This is a genomic window from Pseudomonas sp. AC463, from assembly GCF_979253585.1.
The window spans coordinates 155,940-175,333 of the sequence record NZ_CEEDDZ010000005.1; the positions used below are offsets into that span (position 1 = coordinate 155,940).

The 19,394-nt window shown below is 59.9% G+C and carries 19 protein-coding genes; 8 read left to right on the plus strand and 11 right to left on the minus strand.

Features of this window, described 5'->3' with window-relative positions:
* Positions 1-188: 188 nt before the first annotated feature.
* Together ompR and AC0IYH_RS07995 are read left to right on the plus strand one after the other, a co-directional pair.
* Positions 189-929 carry an osmolarity response regulator transcription factor OmpR gene (ompR, locus tag AC0IYH_RS07990; RefSeq protein ID WP_116627573.1) on the plus strand — a complete coding sequence of 247 codons (741 nt, stop codon included), beginning with the start codon at positions 189-191 and terminating at the stop codon, positions 927-929.
* Positions 930-1,045: 116 nt separating this feature from the next.
* Positions 1,046-2,359 (plus strand): ATP-binding protein, encoded by a 1,314-nt coding sequence (locus AC0IYH_RS07995; RefSeq protein ID WP_101265457.1) that lies wholly within the window; start codon positions 1,046-1,048, stop codon positions 2,357-2,359.
* Positions 2,360-2,437: 78 nt separating this feature from the next.
* Here the strand turns inward: AC0IYH_RS07995 and rimK are convergent, their stop codons facing one another.
* From rimK to rimA, 3 genes are read right to left on the minus strand one after another with little or no spacing between them, the layout of a single operon-like run.
* Entirely contained in the window at positions 2,438-3,343 is a 906-nt protein-coding gene (gene rimK, locus AC0IYH_RS08000; RefSeq protein ID WP_003171022.1) for a 30S ribosomal protein S6--L-glutamate ligase, read from the minus strand.
* Entirely contained in the window at positions 3,340-3,822 is a 483-nt protein-coding gene (gene rimB / locus AC0IYH_RS08005) for a retropepsin-like aspartic endopeptidase RimB (protein WP_116627571.1), read from the minus strand. The genes rimK and rimB overlap by 4 nt, the downstream gene beginning before the upstream one ends.
* 13 nt (positions 3,823-3,835) lie before the next feature.
* Positions 3,836-4,615 carry a S6 modification regulatory phosphodiesterase RimA gene (rimA, locus tag AC0IYH_RS08010; RefSeq protein ID WP_116627570.1) on the minus strand — a complete coding sequence of 260 codons (780 nt, stop codon included), beginning with the start codon at positions 4,613-4,615 and terminating at the stop codon, positions 3,836-3,838.
* A 116-nt stretch (positions 4,616-4,731) separates the two neighbouring features.
* Between rimA and AC0IYH_RS08015 the strand changes: the two genes are divergently transcribed.
* Positions 4,732-5,139 (plus strand): RNA-binding S4 domain-containing protein, encoded by a 408-nt coding sequence (locus AC0IYH_RS08015; RefSeq protein WP_471833755.1) that lies wholly within the window; start codon positions 4,732-4,734, stop codon positions 5,137-5,139.
* Between the two features lie 75 nt (positions 5,140-5,214).
* On the opposite strand, the gene AC0IYH_RS08020 is transcribed toward AC0IYH_RS08015, so the two are convergent.
* On the minus strand, positions 5,215-6,018 hold the full coding sequence (locus tag AC0IYH_RS08020; RefSeq protein WP_471833757.1) for a phosphatase PAP2 family protein: 804 nt from the start codon (positions 6,016-6,018) through the stop codon (positions 5,215-5,217).
* A gap of 125 nt (positions 6,019-6,143) precedes the next feature.
* Here AC0IYH_RS08020 and hslO point away from each other — a divergent pair, with 125 nt between their 5' ends.
* A complete protein-coding gene (hslO, locus tag AC0IYH_RS08025) occupies positions 6,144-7,046 on the plus strand; it encodes an Hsp33 family molecular chaperone HslO (protein ID WP_116627567.1) in 903 nt (300 codons plus the stop codon).
* Between the two features lie 179 nt (positions 7,047-7,225).
* Positions 7,226-8,767, plus strand: a complete 1,542-nt coding sequence (locus AC0IYH_RS08030; RefSeq protein WP_116627566.1) for a phosphoenolpyruvate carboxykinase — start codon at positions 7,226-7,228, stop codon at positions 8,765-8,767.
* 56 nt (positions 8,768-8,823) lie between these two features.
* Here the strand turns inward: AC0IYH_RS08030 and AC0IYH_RS08035 are convergent, their stop codons facing one another.
* The 4 genes from AC0IYH_RS08035 to AC0IYH_RS08050 all read right to left on the minus strand — a co-directional run bounded on the left by AC0IYH_RS08035 (position 8,824) and on the right by AC0IYH_RS08050 (position 11,468).
* Positions 8,824-9,687: an EamA family transporter gene (locus AC0IYH_RS08035; RefSeq protein ID WP_471833759.1), complete on the minus strand. Its 864-nt coding sequence runs from the start codon at positions 9,685-9,687 to the stop codon at positions 8,824-8,826.
* 161 nt (positions 9,688-9,848) lie between these two features.
* The gene (locus AC0IYH_RS08040; RefSeq protein ID WP_116627564.1) at positions 9,849-10,205 is read right to left on the minus strand and encodes a DUF1493 family protein; all 357 of its coding nucleotides are present in this window, start codon (positions 10,203-10,205) and stop codon (positions 9,849-9,851) included.
* Between the two features lie 277 nt (positions 10,206-10,482).
* The gene (locus tag AC0IYH_RS08045) at positions 10,483-10,902 is read right to left on the minus strand and encodes a hypothetical protein (protein WP_471833760.1); all 420 of its coding nucleotides are present in this window, start codon (positions 10,900-10,902) and stop codon (positions 10,483-10,485) included.
* Positions 10,903-11,228: 326 nt separating this feature from the next.
* On the minus strand, positions 11,229-11,468 hold the full coding sequence (locus AC0IYH_RS08050) for a hypothetical protein (protein WP_471833762.1): 240 nt from the start codon (positions 11,466-11,468) through the stop codon (positions 11,229-11,231).
* Between the two features lie 98 nt (positions 11,469-11,566).
* On the opposite strand from AC0IYH_RS08050, the gene AC0IYH_RS08055 reads away from it, so the two are divergent.
* The 3 genes from AC0IYH_RS08055 (at position 11,567) to AC0IYH_RS08065 (ending at position 15,411) form a co-directional block, all read left to right on the plus strand.
* The gene (locus AC0IYH_RS08055; protein ID WP_471833764.1) at positions 11,567-12,742 is read left to right on the plus strand and encodes a tetratricopeptide repeat protein; all 1,176 of its coding nucleotides are present in this window, start codon (positions 11,567-11,569) and stop codon (positions 12,740-12,742) included.
* A 261-nt stretch (positions 12,743-13,003) separates the two neighbouring features.
* Positions 13,004-14,941 (plus strand): RecQ family ATP-dependent DNA helicase, encoded by a 1,938-nt coding sequence (locus AC0IYH_RS08060; RefSeq protein WP_122774930.1) that lies wholly within the window; start codon positions 13,004-13,006, stop codon positions 14,939-14,941.
* Between the two features lie 23 nt (positions 14,942-14,964).
* Complete coding sequence (locus tag AC0IYH_RS08065) at positions 14,965-15,411, plus strand: acyl-CoA thioesterase (RefSeq protein ID WP_471833766.1); 447 nt, start codon at positions 14,965-14,967, stop codon at positions 15,409-15,411.
* 53 nt (positions 15,412-15,464) lie between these two features.
* Here AC0IYH_RS08065 and AC0IYH_RS08070 read toward each other — a convergent pair whose 3' ends face one another.
* The 3 genes from AC0IYH_RS08070 to fdhD all read right to left on the minus strand — a co-directional run bounded on the left by AC0IYH_RS08070 (position 15,465) and on the right by fdhD (position 19,331).
* Positions 15,465-15,944, minus strand: a complete 480-nt coding sequence (locus AC0IYH_RS08070; protein WP_116627559.1) for a glycine zipper domain-containing protein — start codon at positions 15,942-15,944, stop codon at positions 15,465-15,467.
* A gap of 202 nt (positions 15,945-16,146) precedes the next feature.
* Positions 16,147-18,495 carry an FdhF/YdeP family oxidoreductase gene (locus AC0IYH_RS08075; protein ID WP_471833768.1) on the minus strand — a complete coding sequence of 783 codons (2,349 nt, stop codon included), beginning with the start codon at positions 18,493-18,495 and terminating at the stop codon, positions 16,147-16,149.
* Positions 18,492-19,331, minus strand: coding sequence for a formate dehydrogenase accessory sulfurtransferase FdhD (gene fdhD / locus AC0IYH_RS08080; protein WP_116627557.1), 840 nt, complete (start codon positions 19,329-19,331; stop codon positions 18,492-18,494). Before fdhD ends, AC0IYH_RS08075 begins: the two co-directional genes overlap by 4 nt.
* Positions 19,332-19,394 lie beyond the last annotated feature (63 nt).

Consider the following 19,394-nt stretch of genomic DNA (forward strand, 5'->3'; position numbering starts at 1 on the left):
GTAACGATCTGGCGTTGCCCTGCACGAAGGCGCCGCATTATAACCAGCGTTCTGCACTTGAGGGGTACTGCGCCAGCTGTTGTAGGACGCGGCCTCGCTGGTAGTACAGGAAAAATCTGCTAACAATGCACACGGTGCGTATAACGGCAGCTACGCCATAATGCGCGCCGAGATAAGAGGAGCATCCAATGAGCAGCACTGCACAAACTGCTGAAGGCGAAAAAATTCTCATCGTTGATGACGATCCGGGGCTGAGCAGCCTGCTGGAGCGGTTTTTCAACTCCAAGGGCTATCGTGCCCGCGCGGTGCCAAACACCGAGCAAATGGACCGCCTGCTGGGGCGTGAAGTATTCAACCTGGTCGTACTCGACCTGATGTTGCCCGGCGAAGACGGCCTGTCGGCCTGCAAACGCCTGCGCGGCGCGAACAACCAGATTCCGATCATCATGCTCACCGCCAAGGGCGATGAGCTGAGCCGCATCAAGGGCCTCGAGCTGGGCGCTGATGACTACCTGGCCAAGCCGTTCAACCCTGACGAGTTGATGGCCCGGGTCAAAGCCGTATTACGCCGCCAGGCACCGCCCGTCCCGGGCGCGCCGGGCAGCGAAGATGAAAGCGTGACCTTTGGCGACTACGAACTGTCGCTGGCCACCCGTGAACTCAAGCGCGGCGACGAAGTACACATGCTCACCACCGGTGAGTTCGCTGTGCTCAAGGCGCTGGTGATGAACGCTCGCCAGCCGCTGACCCGCGACAAGCTGATGAACCTGGCACGTGGCCGGGAATGGGACGCCCTGGAGCGATCCATCGACGTGCAGATTTCCCGTCTGCGCCGGATGATCGAGCCGGATCCGTCCAAGCCTCGTTATATCCAGACGGTGTGGGGCGTGGGTTATGTGTTTGTGCCGGATGGCACCGCAACCAAGTGACCGATGATTTGCAGGGCGGGTATCCTGGCGTTTGACCCCATGAGGGTCGACGGGATGCCCGGCGTCTGCAATTCTGCGAGCGCCGCTCGTTCCTGCAAGGTGTTTAGCTGTCATCTATGAAAACCCCGCTGTGGTTCCCGCAAAGTTTCTTCTCCCGCACCCTTTGGCTGGTGCTGATCGTCGTTCTGTTCTCCAAGGCACTCACGCTGGTTTATCTGTTGATGAACGAAGACGTGCTGGTGGATCGGCAGTACAGCCACGGTGTTGCCCTGACACTGCGTGCCTATTGGGCCGTAGACCCGGAAAACCGCGAAAAGGTAGCCAAGGCGTCGACCTTGATTCGGGTTGACGGTGCCGGCGTGCCGGAAGGGGAGCAGCATTGGCCCTACAGCGAGATCTACCAGCGCCAGATGCAGGCCGAACTGGGGGATGACACCGAGGTGCGGTTGCGCATGCATGTCTCGCCTGCGCTGTGGGTGAGGGCGCCAAGCCTGGGCGATGCCTGGATCAAGGTGCCGCTGTACCCGCATCCACTGCGGGGGCAGAAGATCTGGAACGTACTGGGCTGGTTCCTGGCAATCGGGCTGCTTTCAACGGCGTCGGCGTGGATTTTCGTGCGCCAGCTCAACCAGCCGCTCAAGCGCCTGGTGTTTGCCGCGCGCCAGCTGGGGCAGGGGCGCAGTGTGCGCCTGCCGGTCAGCGATACGCCCAGTGAGATGACCGAGGTCTACGGCGCGTTCAACCAGATGGCGGAGGACGTCGAACAGGCCGGGCGTGAGCGCGAGCTGATGCTGGCGGGCGTGTCCCACGACCTGCGCACACCGTTGACGCGACTGCGCCTGTCCCTGGAGCTGATGGGCAACCACACCGACCTCACCGATGACATGGTGCGCGATATCGAGGACATGGACGCGATTCTCGACCAGTTCCTCGCGTTTATCCGCGATGGCCGTGATGAGGTGGTGGAAGAAGTCGATCTGACCGACCTGGTGCGTGAAGTGGTGGCACCCTACAACCAGAACGGTGAGCAGGTGCGCATGCGCCTGGAGCCGATCCAACCGTTCGCGTTGCGCAGGGTGTCGATGAAGCGCCTGTTGAACAACCTGATCGGCAACGCCTTGCACCACGCGGGTTCCGATGTGGAAGTGGCGGCGTACGTGTCCGGCGACAGTGCTGCGCCTTATGTGGTGCTGAGCGTGATGGACCGAGGGGCGGGCATCGACCCGGATGAGCTGGAAGGTATCTTCAACCCCTTCACCCGTGGCGACCGTGCCCGGGGTGGCAAGGGCACCGGCTTGGGCCTGGCGATTGTGCGGCGGATTGCGTCGATGCACGGCGGTAACGTCGAGCTGCGCAATCGTGAGGAGGGCGGGCTGGAAGCGCGGGTGCGTTTGCCGCTCGGCTTGATGTTGCCAAGAGACGCGGTCTAGAACGCAACGCAGATCAAAATGTGGGAGGGGGCTTGCCCCCTCCCACATTTAGTTATGTAGTGTCAGTGGGAGCGGTTGTTAACCCTTGCCCTTGGTCCGAGTCATATTCGGCCCACCATTCTTCTCCAGATGCTGAATGATGATCCCTGCCACATCCTTGCCCGTGGTGGTCTCGATCCCTTCCAGCCCCGGCGATGAGTTCACTTCCATCACCAGCGGCCCATGGTTGGAGCGCAGGATATCCACCCCCGCCACGGCCAACCCCATCACCTTGGCTGCCCGCAGCGCGGTCATGCGTTCTTCCGGGGTGATCTTGATCAGGCTCGCGCTGCCGCCGCGGTGCAGGTTGGAGCGGAACTCGCCCGGCTTGGCCTGGCGCTTCATCGCTGCAATCACCTTGTCGCCGACCACGAAGCAACGGATATCCGCACCGCCGGCTTCCTTGATGTATTCCTGCACCATGATGTTCTGCTTGAGGCCCATGAACGCCTCGATCACTGACTCGGCGGCCGTCGCGGTTTCACACAGAACAACACCGATGCCCTGGGTGCCTTCCAGTACCTTGATCACCAGCGGCGCGCCGTTGACCATCTCGATCAGGTCCGGGATGTCATCCGGGGAGTGGGCAAAACCGGTGACCGGCAGGCCGATGCCCCGGCGCGACAGCAGTTGCAGCGAACGCAGTTTGTCCCGCGAGCGCGCAATCGCCACCGATTCGTTGAGGGGGAACACGCCCATCATTTCAAACTGGCGCAACACCGCGCAGCCGTAGAACGTCACCGAGGCGCCGATACGCGGGATCACCGCATCGAAGCCTTCCAACGGCTTGCCCCGGTAGTGGATCTGCGGCTTGTGGCTGGCAATGTTCATGTAGGCACGCAACGTGTCGATCACCACCATTTCATGGCCACGTTCGGTGCCGGCCTCGACCAGGCGGCGGGTGGAATACAGACGCGGGTTACGCGACAGCACAGCAATCTTCATGCAGCACCTGGGACAGAAATAGTAGAGACCGGGAACACCGGCTTGTCTTGAACGTACTTGACGCCGGGGTTGACCACCAGATGGCCGTCAATCAGCGCCTTGGAACCCAGCAACAGCCGGTAACGCATGGCTTTGCGGCAGGCCAGGGTGAATTCCACCCGCCATACCCGATCACCCAACGCGAGGGTGGTGCTGATCACATAGCGCACCTGCGCATGGCCGTTGGAGCTCTTGATGGTTTTCATCGTCACCAGAGGCGCTTCGCAGCGGCGGTGACGCAATTGCACCACGCTGCCCAGGTGTGCGGTAAAGCGCACCCACTGCTCACCGTCGCGTTCAAACGGCTCGATATCGGTGGCATGCAGGCTGGAGGTGCTGGCACCGGTGTCGATCTTCGCGCGCAGGCCTGCCACTCCCAAGTCGGGAAGTGCCACCCACTCACGCAGACCCACAACGGTCAAATGGTCAAATGTCTTCAATATGGGTAACCGGTCAATTTGCCCAGGCGCGGGGAGAAACCTCGGCCAGGGCTTTGAATGCAGGCTTGGCGAACCAGTAGCCCTGCATCAGAAATATTCCACAGTCGGACAGGAAATCGCGCTCGCCGGCACTTTCGATGCCTTCGGCGATGACAGTAACCCCCAACTGCTCACAGATTGTGACAATCCCCTGGACGATTACCTGCCGGACACGATCCTGGTCGACATCGCGGATGAGTGCCATGTCGAGTTTGATCAAGTCAGGTTGGAAATCGGCCAGCAGATTCAGCCCCGAATAGCCCGCGCCGAAATCGTCGATGGCGGTCTTGAAGCCGAATTCGCGGTATTCACGCAGAATATTCGTCAAATGGCGATAGTTATCTACGTGCTCGCTTTCCAGCGTCTCGAAAATCAGTTGGTTGAGCGGAAAATTGTGCGCCCGAGCCGCTTCCAGCGTACTGCGAATGCACAACTCCGGACGATACACGGCGTTGGGCATGAAGTTGATGGACAGGTGGCTTTGCATGCCCAATGCGGCGGCCTGGGCAATTGCCTGAGTACGGCAGCGCTGGTCAAAGCGGTAGCGATTGCGGTCATTGACCTGCTCCAGCACTGACATGGCCCCTTCGCCGTTGATGCCGCGCACCAGGGCTTCGTTGGCAAAAACCGAATGGTCTCTAAGGTCTACGATAGGTTGGTAGGCAAAAGCAAAATCGAACCCCAGCGGCTCGCTTTGCTGGCACCCCACGCACCGCTGGTTGGGCGAGGTGAGTGAAAGGGGAAAGTCGGTCACAGTAAATCCTCGCGAAAACGGGGTGCTACCTGGCGTATCTTAGGTGAGCCTTGGGGTTTATGCGTCGAAGGGTTTCAACGTTAAAGTTGCGACATTTTTCAGAGCGAGGAATTCAAGTGGCTCAAAAGCAGGAAGAGGAAGAAAAGGTCCGGTTGGACAAGTGGCTGTGGGCGGCGCGTTTCTTTAAAACCCGTGCCCTGGCCAAGGCTGCCATCGAGAGCGGCAAGGTGCACCATCGCGGTGAGCGCTGCAAGCCAGGCAAGGAACCGCGCGTCGGAGACGAGTTTCAGATTCGCGCAGGGTTTGATGAAAAAACCGTTGTGGTCCAGGCGCTTTCCATCGTGCGCCGGGGTGCGCCGGAAGCGCAGGCGTTGTACGCCGAAACCGAAGCCAGCATTGCCAAACGCGAGAATGCGGCGGCCATGCGCAAGGCGGGTGCCATCGGCATGACCACCGACGGCAAACCGAGCAAGAAGCAGCGCCGCGACCTGTTCAAGTTTCGCGGCAGTGGCAACGATGATTGACGGCGTAAATCGTGCAGCACGAATGCGCTCAAAATGTGGAAGGGGTTAAGCCCCTCCCACATTTGGCCTGCGGTGTTAATAAGATGTGCGCATGACGCTCAATCGTCCGATCAGCGGCAGCTTGCCAAGTAATCCGAAGATTGGCGTCGTTGCTCGTAACAACGCGCCCGACACCTTTGCCGCAAACGGCGTGTAATAGCCCCAACCCAACGCCAACAGGGCCAGCAGCACGCCGCCGATATAATCGTCTTGCCCCCAGTGCGCGCCCGCCACCAGCCGCGGCATCATGAACAACAGCGCCAAGCCCCAGATCACCAGCACCTGGCCGATGCGTTTGGCAAACACCGTCATGAACATACCCCAGATAAGCAACACCGACGCATGATCCCCCGGGAAACTCTGGCTCGAGCGGTCCTTCAACTCCCAGGTTTTTTCCAGCCCCGGGAAGTAGTCGCTCATCTGGATCGCCCCGGCGATCACCATCGACGGGCTACTGTGCTGCCAGCCCATCTGTGCCGCGAGTTTGGAAAACAGCATGCGGATAAACAGCAACAGCAGCAGAATCGCGACAAACCCCAACACGGCCTGGCGTACCTGCACGGCCTTGAACACCCAATCGCCACGAATCAACAGCGCCAGCAGAATCACCCCGACCACCGCATCAAACGGCCGCAAACTGGCCACGGCCCACACGTGCAGCCATGTCGAGTTGCTCGCCAACGGGTCATTGAGCAAATGAAACAGCCACTCGTCGAAAATCACACACAGCATCTGGCCCGTGGGCCACAGCCAAAAACACAACAGCCCGACAGCAACTAGATTGCACAGAGCCCATCGCCGGAGGTCCCACTTGGCTTGGAACAAACCCGGATTGTTCATAAACTGTCCCTCTTCGCTCAATTAAGCTCTCCGCTTCCAGGAGAAAGCCGCACCAAGATGGTGCTAAAGCGTTTAATTTTATAAACCTTGTAATCAATTTGTCATCAATTCAGATACCCAGACCTATGACTGATCTACCGGATACCGACTTCACCCAACGCTTCATCTTCGACGAGAACGACGCCCGCGGCGAACTGGTCTCGCTGGAGCGCAGCTATGCCGAAGTCCTCGCCAAGCACCCCTATCCGGAGCCGGTCGCGCAACTGCTCGGTGAGTTGATGGCGGCAGCGGCGCTGCTGGTAGGCACCATGAAGTTCGACGGTTTGCTGATCCTGCAGGCTCGCTCCGAAGGCCCGGTGCCGATGCTGATGATCGAGTGTTCCAGCGAGCGCGAAATCCGTGGCCTGGCCCGTTACGACGCCGACCTGATCGCGCCGGACGCCACCCTGTCCGACCTGATGGCCAACGGCGTGCTGGCGATCACCGTCGATCCGACGGAAGGCCAGCGCTACCAGGGCATCGTCGACCTCGACGGCGAAACCTTGTCGGACTGCTTCACCAACTATTTCGTGATGTCCCAGCAAGTCGGCACCAAGTTCTGGCTCAACGCCGACGGCAAGCGCGCCCGTGGCCTGTTGCTGCAGCAATTGCCCGCCGACCGTATCAAGGACGACGACGAGCGCACCGACAGCTGGCGCAAGCTGACCGCCCTGGCCGGCACCCTGACCGCCGAAGAGCTGCTGGGCCTGAACAACGAAACCATCCTGCATCGCCTGTATCACGAAGAGGCAGTGCGCCTGTTCGACGAGCAGTCCCTGCGCTTCAACTGCAGCTGCTCGCGCGAGCGCTCGGCCAATGCCCTGGTGAGCCTGGGCCTGGAAGATGCGCAGAATCTTGTAGTGGAGCACGGCGGGCATATCGAGATTGACTGCCAGTTCTGCAACCAGCGCTACCTGTTCGATGCCGCCGATGTCAGCCAATTGTTCGCCGGCGCGGGCATCGACACCCCCTCGGACACCCGCCACTAAAACGTTTAAGCACAGGTAAATCACCTGACGAATGCCGGATTAGCGCTGTTCTGACGGGAGGGCCCTACTCTTTTTGGGCTTTTCTGGCATAATCCGGCCCACTTTTTTCGCGGTAGTAGTGCGCAACTTTCTACTACAAAACGTTTGGAGCACTCGGCCATAGGCCGACGGGGAACCTCATGACGCAAGCCAATAACGCCGTATACACCGATCTGAGTGTTGACGATCTGGTCAAAGAAGCCCTGCAGCGCGGTGAAGGCGTGCTTGCCGATACTGGCGCGCTGGTTGTAGAAACCGGTCACCGTACCGGCCGTTCTCCAGTGGACCGTTTCATCGTTGAAGAGCCTTCCACCCAGGACGCAATCGCCTGGGGCCCGATCAACCGCAAGTTCCCGGCCGACAAGTTCGACGCCCTGTGGGCTCGCGTCGAGGCATTCAACAACGCGCAAGAGCACTTCGTTTCCCACGTTCACGTAGGGGCTGCAGAAGACCACTACCTGGCCGTGAAAATGACCACCCAGACTGCCTGGCAGAATCTGTTCGGTCGTTGCCTGTTCATCAACCCGGCCCAGTACAACCCGGCCGGTCGTGATGAATGGCAAGTGCTTAACGTGGCCAACTTCGAGTGCGTGCCTGAGCGTGACGGCACCAACTCCGACGGCTGCGTGATCCTCAACTTCGCGCAGAAAAAAGTCCTGATCGCCGGCATGCGTTACGCCGGTGAAATGAAAAAAGCCATGTTCTCGGTACAGAACTTCCTGCTGCCGGCCTCCGACGTACTGCCGATGCACTGCGCCGCCAACATCGGCGAAGCCGGCGATGTGACCCTGTTCTTCGGCCTGTCCGGCACCGGTAAAACCACCCTGTCGGCCGACGAAAGCCGTTACCTGATCGGTGACGACGAACACGGCTGGGGCGAAGGCGTGGTGTTCAACATCGAAGGCGGTTGCTATGCCAAGTGCATCGACCTCTCCGAGAAGAACGAGCCGGTCATCTGGAAAGCCATCAAGCACGGCACCGTGCTGGAAAACGTGGTGATCGACGATGCCAAGCACGCCGACTACACCAACGTCAGCCTGACCCAGAACAGCCGCGCTGCCTACCCGCTGGAGCACGTTGCCAAGCGTTCCGAGAAGAACCTGGGCGGCGAGCCAAACGCGGTCATCTTCCTGACCTGCGACCTGACCGGCGTACTGCCGCCGGTGTCGATCCTCAGCGAAGAACAAGCGGCGTACCACTTCCTGTCCGGCTACACCGCACTGGTGGGCTCGACCGAAATGGGTTCCGGCGGCGGCATCAAGTCGACCTTCTCCACCTGCTTCGGCGCGCCATTCTTCCCACGCCCAGCCGGTGAATACGCAGAATTGCTGATCAAGCGCGTACGCGGCTTCGGCTCCAAGGTCTACCTGGTCAACACCGGCTGGACCGGCGGCGGCTACGGCGTCGGCAAGCGCTTCAACATCCCGACCACTCGCGGCGTCATCGCAGCGATCCAGAGCGGCGCGTTGATCGGTGCAGAAACCGAACACCTCGACACCATCAACCTCGACGTGCCACTGGCCGTACCGGGCGTTGAAACCGGCCTGTTGAACCCACGTAACACCTGGGCTGACAAGGCTGCTTACGACGAAGCGGCGAAAGCGCTGGCTGGGTTGTTCATCGAGAACTTCAAGAAGTTTGAAGTGAGCGATGCGATCAAGGCTGCGGGTCCTAAGTTGTAAGAGTCGTTTGCTGTTAAAAAGCCGCCCTTAGGGGCGGCTTTTTTGTGCGTGCTGGGTCAGTGTGCGATGTGCAAAACCACCGCCCCAACCAACACCAGCACAACTCCCAGCACCTGTACCGCCGACAACCGCTCCTTGAAAAACACAAACCCCAGAATCGCCGCAATCCCGCCCGACAACGTACTGATCACCGTCACCACCGAAACCGACCCGGCCATCGCCCCCCACGAAAACGCCGAGAACCCACCGAGGTTCATCAGGCTCGCGCCGGTCAGCGTTGCGCAGTTTTTCAGCGGCGGAATCTTCAGCCCGTCCTTGATCTTCAGCACCATCACCACCAGCACGCACAGGCCCACCAGGTAACCGAGCCAGAGCATGGTGATCGGCCCCAGTGCGGGCAATGTGTAGCGGCCCTGCAGCCAGAAGCTGGTGCCGTAGAGCAGCGCCGCGAGCATGGCGTAGGCGATGGCGCGGTTTGAGCTGTTGTGGGGGGCGCCGGTGTCTTTGTGGATGCTGGAGAGGATCACGCCGGCGACGCACAGGGCGATGCAGCCGAGTTGGATCGCGCTGATGTGTTCGCCGCTGGCCCATGACAGCAGGGTGGTCACGACGCCGTAGGAGGTCACCAGTGGCGCGACGATGGCGGCTTTGCCCAGAGCGAAGGCCTTGGACAGCGCCAGGGCGCCGGAGACGGTGAACAGTGCGGCGGCGATGCCCATCAGCCAGACGCTCAACGGGGCATTGAGGGATTTGAGCAGGAAGGCCGGGAAGATGACCAGCAGCAAGGTCATGATCAGGAAGCCCAGGGCCTGCCCGAAGTACACCGCGCGTTTAACGCCTACGGCGCGGGCATTGAGGCCCACGAGAAAATCCGTGCCGCCCCAGAGCAGGGCGGCCAGCAGGCCCATTATTACGTCCATGTAAGGTCCTTGTTCGGGTTGGCGCAAAGCTGATTGCAGAACTAATTAATGTGGGAGGGGGCTTGCTCCCGATGGCTGTGGATCAGCAAATACTTCAGTGACTGACACACTGCTATCGGGGGCAAGCCCCCTCCCACATTTGAAGCTCTGCGTTGTTCAGATCAGCTCAGGTTTTCCAGCGTCTGCGTGTCCCAGCTGTTGGTTTTGATGGCCAGGTAAAGCATCCCAATGGTCAACGGTACCTTTTCGCCGCGGCCCTTGGCCCGGCGCTTGAGGAACACATCAAAAATCGGCGGGTTGAAGTAACGATAAGTGTCGTAGTCGCCGAGGTCGAGGGAAAACTCCTCCTCCAGCACTTCCATGAGTTGCTTGGCCTCACCGCCGTCGCAACCCAGGTCGAAGTTGATGGAGGTTTGCAGGCGAATGGTCTTGTGTTTCGGCAGGCCGATTTCTTCGTGCAGCAGCTGCAAGAGGCGCTGCATGGCGGGGTCTTCGGGGAAGTTGGGGGCGAGGTTCATGGTGGGGGCACGCAGGAGTGGGTGAAGGGGCTGGTTGGGTTGCCGGCGGTATTTGTTTCGGGTGATGAAGAGTGCCAAGCCTATCAAGAATATGAAGACAGGCAGGAAGGGCATTCTGAGGATTATTGCTACGTAGGGTAGTAGGAAGGTCAGAGTTACGCCGGTTGCCAGAAGGGCGAGGGCGAAGCGCTTTCTGAGCGTGGGGGTTGTGATCTGGACGTGCAGCACCCAACAGGTAAAGAGAAAAAAAGCTGATTGAAGACATAGGGCCATATGACTAAGACTCGTCTGAGTAGATATGCATTGAGAGTGTTGACCGCTGCGGCCCTATACCTCCTCTTACATTGGCATCCAGGCCAATGATTATGTCCCCTGCGTGATATCTGCGAAGCTCGCCGGAAATCGTATCGTCAACCAAGCCTGCGCTGACCGCTGAAATGACAATTTCTGGGGCGGCAACGGCTCCGGAAATTATTTGTTTGATGAGCACGTTTTGGTCATTTAGCCGATCGGCTTGAGCCCGTTTCAATGGCTTAGAAATGGCGACCGCCATATCGCACGGTAAATCTTTAGCCAGCATTTTTTGGTACAAGCGGCTTATTTGATCGCGAACGTCGTGCGCCGCCTTTTCGGCTTCCAGCAGACATAGGTTGGCTAATGTATGTCGATTTTCAGGCACGACAGTGAAGCGAAGCACGTTGAGACTGACGCCGTGGTGTCCAAAGTGGTGAGTCCTTTCGATGTTCACAGGTTTTTGCCGATGAAGTTGAGGAGGCGTTAGTTTCGGTCAGGCGAAGGGGCTTTATATAGAGGGTCGAACGAGTGTTTGAAGCAGTTTAGGAAAGGGGCTACGCGCGTTTTGGTGCCTTCTTACAGATGCTTCCGGCATTTGCTATTTGACAGTGATTTTCTGACCCGCACCCAGCCGGTTTGAGAGTCTGGGCTTGCCCGAGATTGTGGTGATTCAGGTTGAGAAATATAGCCTGATACTCCGCAATCGCAGGCAAGCCAGCTCCCACAGTTTTAGCTCAGTGGCTGGCTGGTTGGTATTTGCTTATCGACCGTCGTTTGCAACTGGACGTGCTGCGCAGCTTCCAGCAAATCGCAGCCATCCTGAACGAGCAGGTACAGGCCATTGATGATGTGGCAAATGTCTTTGAGGTCGGCGTGTTCGTAGGTCAGGCCGGAGAAGGTTTCGAGCAAGTCGGTGGCAGCGCGGATGTGTTGGTGTGCGATGGACTGGATGTCATAAAACCACGTCACATTCTCCACAAAAAATCCGCCAGCATCCTGAATTCAGCGTATGTTTCACCGCAAAATCTTGTCGGACGATTCCGTCCACTACTTAAAGGGAGTTAAGCATGGGTTTGCTGCGTGTCGCTTCGGCGATGTCTTTGTGTGCGGTGGCTTTTGCGGTCCAGGCCGAGCAGTTGCCGATTGAAGTGCTGAGTGCGGTGGTCAAGGACCAGAAAATCGCCGACGCCGAGGTGTTGCTGCAACGCAACGGCGCACAGAACGTGGTGGGGCGCACCAATGCCCAAGGCCAGGTCACCCTCACCAGCGAAGCCGCGGATGACGCCAGCAACCTGCTGATCATCAAGAAGCCTGGCTATTCCAACCTGGTGGTGAAGTGCCCGTGCAAGGGTATGACTTACGCCATCAGCCCGGTGATGGAAAACCTCGATGGCCTGCGCGTGGTGCTGACCTGGGGCAAGACCCCGGAAGACCTCGATTCCCATATGATTTTCCCAGGCAACAACATCTACTTCGAAAACCAGAAAGGCGACGACGCTGAACTGGACGTGGATGACGTCGACAGCTACGGCCCGGAAACCATCACCCTGCAGAAAAAACACTACGGCGAAAGCTACGTGTATGCCGTGCATGACTTCACCAACCTTGCCAACCCGGGTTCGCGCCAGCTGTCCAACAGCGAGGCCAAGGTGTTCGTGTACATGGGCCAGTCGCTGGTGCGCACCTACTACGTGCCGAAAAACCGCAGCGGCAACCTCTGGACCGTGTTCCGCATGACCGGCAGCGGCGACTTCCAGGACATCAACACCTTCAGCGGTGTGAATGTGGAGGCCAAGGATGTGCTCAACGAAGTCAAACCGTTGCTGGATGACAGCGTTGCGGTGTCGGCGGTGGCGGTCAGCTCTTCCGCACAGACCGATGCGAAGCGTCTGAACGTGCAAGGTGAAGCGGCCTACCAGGCTGGTAACCTGGACCAGGCGATCGAGTTGTTCCGTCAGGCTATCGATCTGGACAACAGCTTCGGCAAGGCCTACGGCAACCTCGGCCTGGCTTATCAGAAGGCCGGCAACACCGCCGAGTCGATCTGGGCCAACCGCAAGGCTATCGCCCTCGCTACTGGCGCGAATGCTGCCACCGTTCGCGCTGGCGCCTACTACAACATCGCGCGGATCTACGAAGCGGCTGGGCAGTTCCCGGATGCATTGCGTCATTACCAGTTGGCCAAGGAACAGAAGGCCAACCCGGTGTATGACACGGCGATTGAGCGGGTGCGGAACCGTTGATTCAGCTGTAACGCAGGGCTAAAAATGTGGGAGGGGGCTTGCCCCCGATAGCGGTGGGTCAGACAGCTTATTTGTAGCTGACCCACTGCAATCGGGGGCAAGCCCCCTCCCACATTTGTTTTGCGTGTGAATTTGGCCCAAGGCCATTGCTGCACCCTGTGTATCATCCTGTCTCTTTTTTCCATGCGACCTTTCTCGATTCGCTGAGTTTTGCGGGCTATGTTTTTAAGCCACGTTCAGCGGTCAATGGAGTGACAGCCTATGCACGACACCCTCCAGCAGGTCTTTGGTTATCCACAGTTTCGTTTAGGTCAGGAAGAGACGGTCAGCGCCGTCCTGGCTGGCCGTTCCGCAGCCGCAATTTTCCCGACGGGTTCGGGCAAGTCCTTGTGTTACCAGCTATCGGCCGTATTGCTGCCGCACCTGACGCTGGTGGTGTCGCCGTTGTTGGCGTTGATGCAGGACCAGCTGGGTTTCCTGCAGCGCCACGGTATATCAGCGGGCAGTATCGATTCGGCGCAAAGCCGTGAAGACGCCAATGATGTGATGGCCCGAGCGCGTTCGGGCGAGCTGAAAATCCTGATGATTTCCGTGGAGCGCCTGAAGAACGAGCGCTTTCGCAACTTCCTGCAAAGTGTGCAGATCTCGCTGCTGGTGGTGGATGAAGCGCACTGTATTTCCGAGTGGGGCCACAACTTCCGGCCGGACTATTTGAAGCTGCCGGACTACCAGCGTCAGTTCAATATCCCACAGGCACTGCTGCTGACGGCTACAGCCACGCCCAAGGTGATTGCCGACATGCAGGCCAAGTTCGCCATTGCGCCCGGGGATGTGATCACTACAGGCTTCTACAGGCCCAACCTCAACCTGCTGGTGGAGCCGGTCAGCGGCCAGGACAAGCGCCGTCGGCTGGTGGCCTGGATGAACGAGCGGGCCAACCAGCCGAGCATCGTCTACGTCACCCTGCAAAAAACCGCCGAGCAGATTGCCGAGCACCTGAACCGCAATGGCATCCAGGCCGAGGCGTACCACGCCGGGTTGCCCCACGATAAACGCGAGGGTATCCAGCAGCGCTTCATGGGTGGGCGCTCCAATTGCATCGTGGCCACCATCGCGTTCGGCATGGGCATCGACAAAAGTGACATCCGCAATGTGGTGCACTTCGACCTGCCCAAATCCATTGAGAACTACAGCCAGGAAATCGGCCGTGCGGGGCGCGACGGGCAGCCGTCCGACTGCCTGGTGCTGGCCAACCGCGACAGCCTCAATGTGCTGGAAAACTTCGTGTATGGCGATACGCCCGAGCAGGACGGCATCTACCGTGTGCTGGAGGAGTTGCAGGCGTCGCACAGTGAGGGGCAGTGGGAGTTTTTGCTGAGGTCCTTGTCGGATCACAGCAATATCCGCGAGCTGCCGCTGAAGACGCTGCTGGTGCAGTTGGAGCTCAAGGGCGTGATTGCGCCGCGCTATGCGTTTTATGCGGAATATCGTTTCAAGTACCTGGTTGAACCCGAGGCCTTGCTGGCGCGGTTTTCCGGCGAGCGGCAACAGTTTGTCGCGGCGATTGTCCAGGTGTGCAAGCGCGCTAAAACCTGGGCGACGGTGGATTTCGACGCGCTTTACCAACAGCACAACGCCGAACGCAGCCGGGTGGTGAAAGCGCTGGATTACTTCCAGGAACAGGGCTTGATCGAACTGGAAAGCAAGCAGATGACCGAAGTTTACAGCCTGCTCAATACCGACTTCGATCCGCAGACGCTGAGCGCCGAGTTATACACAGGCTTCAAGCAACACGAAGTGGGCGAGGTGGCGCGCATTCACGCCATGCTTGATCTGTTCGCCACCGAGCGGTGTCTGGGGCAGCGCCTGGCGCAGTATTTCGGTGATGAAAAAGCCCCGCAGCGTTGCGGGCATTGCTCGGTATGCCACGGCCATGTCGCGTATTTGCCGCCGCCGCCCAGTTTGCCGCCGCTTGTGGATAAAAACTTCATGGGGCTGTGCGGTGATTTTATCCACAGGCATCATGAGCACACCGGCGACCTGCCCGGTGCCGAGCGGCTGACGCGGTTCCTCGGCGGTATCAGTGTGCCGTTGTTTACCAAGTTGAAGGCGCGGGGCATTCCCGGTTTTGCTGCGCTGGAAGATTACCCTTACGCAGAGGTGCGTGAGTGGGCCCAAGCCCATCTGAATGACCTGTAACCCTACTTTCGCGAGACGAGCCCATGCCTGACTCAATGCCGCAACGCGCCGATTACCGTCACTTCCAGCCGATCATCACGCGTTGGCACGACAACGATGTGTATGGCCATGTGAACAACGTGACCTACTACAGCTTCTTCGACACGGCGGTGAATACCTACCTGATCGAGCAGGGCGGGTTGGATATTCATGACGGCGAAGTGGTGGGGTTTGTGGTGAGTTCGGCGTGCGATTATTTTGCGTCGATTGCCTTTCCCGAGCGCATAGACATTGGCCTGCGCGTGGGCAAGTTGGGTAATAGCTCGGTGCAATATGAGTTGGCGGTGTTCAAGGCGGGCGAAGAGGACGCCTGCGCGGCCGGGCGCTTTGTGCATGTGTTTGTGGATCGGGCGTCGAACCAGCCGGTGATGATCCCGGGGATATTGCGCGAGGCGTTGCAGCGGTTGGTGGTCGCAAACACTACAGACTAAATGTGGGAGGGGGCTTGCCCCTCCCACATTAGAGTTGCGGTGTTGTTTAGAACTTAGCGGTGACGGTAGTGATGCTTGTTCTTGCGATGCCCATACGCATGGCCACGACCACGGTGGTCGTCGCGATCGTAACGGCGGTTGTCGCGGCCACGGGAACGGCGATCATCGTCGTCGCTCTTGTTGCCCATGTAGTTGCCCAGTGCACCACCCGCGCCACCGCCGGCGGCCGAGCCGATCAGTGCGCCGGTGCTGCCGCCGACACTGCGGCCTACCACGTTGCCGCCCGCTGCACCCAGGGCGCCGCCGATGGCTGCTTCACCGCGGCTGCGCTTGTCGGCGCCTACCGCACTGCCGCCGGCGCCACCCAGCGCTGCGCCGATGGTCGAACCGGTGTTGCCGCCCAGCTGCTGGCCGACAACGGAACCAAGAACCCCGCCCAATGCGCCGCCTACACCGGCTTCGGTGGTGCCACCGGCCATGGCTGCGCCACTGACCAGGCCAAGGGACAACAAGAGAATCGAGGAAAACTTCATTCGGGAAACCTCAAGAGGATGACGGCGCGATCCTGAGGCTGTATTGACAGTGTGACAATAGAAATCCGACCAGTAACACGAATTGTACACAATTCTATAAGTTACTGTTTTTACTCGGGAACTTAACTCGTTTTCGTGGGTCTTTAGCTACTTCGGAAGGGCCGCTTTTATGCAAAAGCGGCCTTTTTTGTGCCCGAAGTGATCAGGCCGACCTGGCCATGATCAGCCCGTTGTCACTCGCCGCTTCCAGGCGGATCGCCACGAACTTCGACGTCGGCGTATGGCTGCCATCCCCAGTGCTTTCCAGTGGCACCAGCGGGTTCACTTCCGGGTAGTAGGCCGCTGCCTGCCCTGCCGGAATATCAAACGCCAGCAAGGTAAAGCCTTTCACACGGCGCTCACGCCCGTCTTCCCACAGCGACACGATGTCGGCCTTCTGCCCCGGCTTGAAGCCCAGGCGAATGATTTCGGCTTCGTTGACGAACAGCACGTCACGCTGGCCTTTCACCCCGCGATAGCGGTCGTCCAGGCCATAAATGGTGGTGTTGTACTGATCGTGGGAGCGCATCGACTGCATGATCAGGTCCGGCACGCGGCCGGTGGCGTGGGTGCGTTCGTGGATCAGGTCTTTGGGCAGGATATTCGCGCGGAAGTTGGCGCGGCCCGACGGCGTGTTCCAGCGACGTGCACCGGCCGAGTTACCCAGGTAGAAACCACCGGGGTGCTTGAGGCGCTCGTTGAAATCCTTGAAGCCCGGGATGGTGTCGGCGATCAGGTCGCGAATGCGGCTGTAGTCGGCCACCAGCCAGTTCCAGTCCACCGGTTTGCTGCCCAGGGTCGCGGCGGCGATGCCGGCGAGAATGGCCGGCTCCGACTTCATCAGCTTCGAAAGCGGCTGCAGTTGGCCATTGGAGTCGTGGACCATGCTGAACGAGTCTTCCACCGTGACCGCTTGCGGGCCTTCGGCCTGGATGTCGATGTCGGTACGGCCCAGGCACGGCAGGATCAGCGCGTCTTTACCGTGCATCAGGTGGCTGCGGTTGAGCTTGGTGCTGATCTGCACGGTCAGGTCGCAATTGCGCAGGGCTTCGAAGGTGCGCGGGCTGTCTGGCGTGGCTTGGGCGAAGTTGCCGCCCAGGCCGATAAACACCTTGGAGCGGCCTTCGAGCATGGCGTGAATCGCTTCCACCACGTTGTGGCCATTGGTGCGCGGCACCTGGAACTGGAAGCGACGCTCCAGTGAGTCGAGGAACGCCACAGGCGGGCGCTCGTTGATGCCCATGGTGCGGTCGCCCTGCACGTTGCTGTGGCCACGCACCGGGCACAGACCGGCGCCCGGGCGGCCGATGTTGCCGCGCAGCAGCATCAGGTTGGCGATTTCCTGGATGGTCGGCACCGAGTGGCGGTGCTGGGTGATGCCCATCGCCCAACACATGATCACGTTCTTGCCCTTGGCGTACATGCGCGCGGCTTGCTCGATCTCGACCAGCGGCAGGCCGGACTGCGCGACGATTTCATCCCAGGAGGTATCGTCGATCTTGCCCAGGTAATCCAGCACGTTGGCGGTGTGTTCGTTGAGGAAGTCGTGGTCGAACACGGCCTCTTTGCCTTCGGCCTGGGCCTGGCGTTCCCACAACAGCAGGAACTTGGCCATGCCGCGCAGGATGGCCATGTCGCCACCCAGGGCCGGGCGGAAGTAGGCGGTGTTGGTCGGCTTGTCGCCGTTGGTGAGCATTTCCAGCGGGTGTTGCGGGTGCTGGAAGCGCTCCAGGCCGCGCTCTTTGAGCGGGTTGATACACACCACCTGGGCGCCGCGTTTTACCGCTTCGCGCAGTGGTTCGAGCATGCGCGGGTGGTTGGTGCCGGGGTTCTGGCCCCAGACGAAAATCGCATCGGCATGTTCGAAGTCATCAAAGGTCACGGTGCCTTTGCCGACGCCCACACTCTGCGCCAGGGCCACGCCGCTGGCCTCGTGGCACATGTTCGAGCAGTCCGGGAAATTGTTGGTGCCATAGGCGCGCACAAACAGCTGGTACAGATAGGCGGCTTCGTTGCTGGCGCGGCCCGAGGTGTAGAACTCGGCCATGTCGGGGCTTGGCAGCGCGTTGAGGTGCGTGCCGACCAGGTCGAACGCAGCTTCCCAGCTGATAGGCAGGTAGCGGTCGGTTTCGGCGTCGTAGCGCATCGGCTCGGTCAGGCGGCCCTGGTATTCCAGCCAATAGTCGCTTTGCTCCAGCAGCGCGGTGACGCTGTGCTTGGCGAAGAATGCTGCGTCGACACGACGCTTGGTGGCTTCCCAGTTGACTGCCTTGGCGCCGTTTTCGCAGAACTTGACCATGCCGCTTTCCGGCGAATCGCCCCACGCACAGCCCGGGCAGTCGAAGCCGCCGTTCTGGTTGGTCTTGAGCATCATGCGCAGGTTTTTCAACGCGTTGTCGCTGGTCAGCCACGCCTGGGCCACGCTGATCAGTGCGCCCCAGCCGCCAGCCGGGCCTTTATAGGGCTTGTAGCGTGGGGTTGGGGTTTGGTCGGCTTGGTGGTGATTGCTCATGGCTGGTACTCCATCGCAGGGCTGTAGACCCGCGGCGCGCTTTTCTGCGGCAGGTGGATGAGATTGAGGTTGTGCCGGCGCGCCCATTGCAGGGCCAGGCCGGTGGGTGACGACAGGCTTACCAGGGTCTGGATGCCCGCGCGCAGGACTTTCTGTATCAATTCGAGGCTGCAACGGCTGGTGACAATCGCCAGGCCGCCGTCAGTCGGGATCTTTTGGCGGATCAGTGCGCCAATCAACTTGTCGAGGGCGTTATGCCGGCCGATGTCTTCGCGGCCCAGCAGCAATTCGCCCTGGCCATCCATAAACACTGCCGCATGCACCGCGCCGCTGTACTGGCCCAAGGGCTGGAACGCGCTGATGCGTTGGCGCAGGCCGTCAAGCCACTCGGCAGGCGGCAAGGGCGCGCCGGGCAGCACTTGCAGGTCTGGCAAGGCTTGCTCCACGGCTTCCACACCACACAGGCCACAGCCACTGGTACCGGCCAACTGGCGGCGCTGCTGCTTGAGGTTCCAGAAGGCGCGACTGGAAATCTGCACCTGAGCGTATTGGGCCGAGCCCGAGCCGCTGAGTTTCAGATCATAAATGTCGCTAACGTCGGCGATAATGCCGCTGCCGAGGCTGAAACCGACAATGAAGTCTTCCAGGTCTGTGGGCGTTACCAGCATGACCGCCTGGCTGATGTCGTTATAGGCAATCGCCAACGCCACTTCTTCCGCCAATGCAGTACTGGCGACTTCTGTGTGTTCGAGGTTGCAAAACTGGTAGCTCTGGCTAGCGGCGGGCGCGGGCGTTTCAGAGGCTGGCGCCGCGCAGGCTGGGCGCTTGGCGTTCATGGGGCAGTACCACCGGCGGATTGATCAGTGTTTAGACTAGGCGCGACAAAGCGTCGCGTCTAA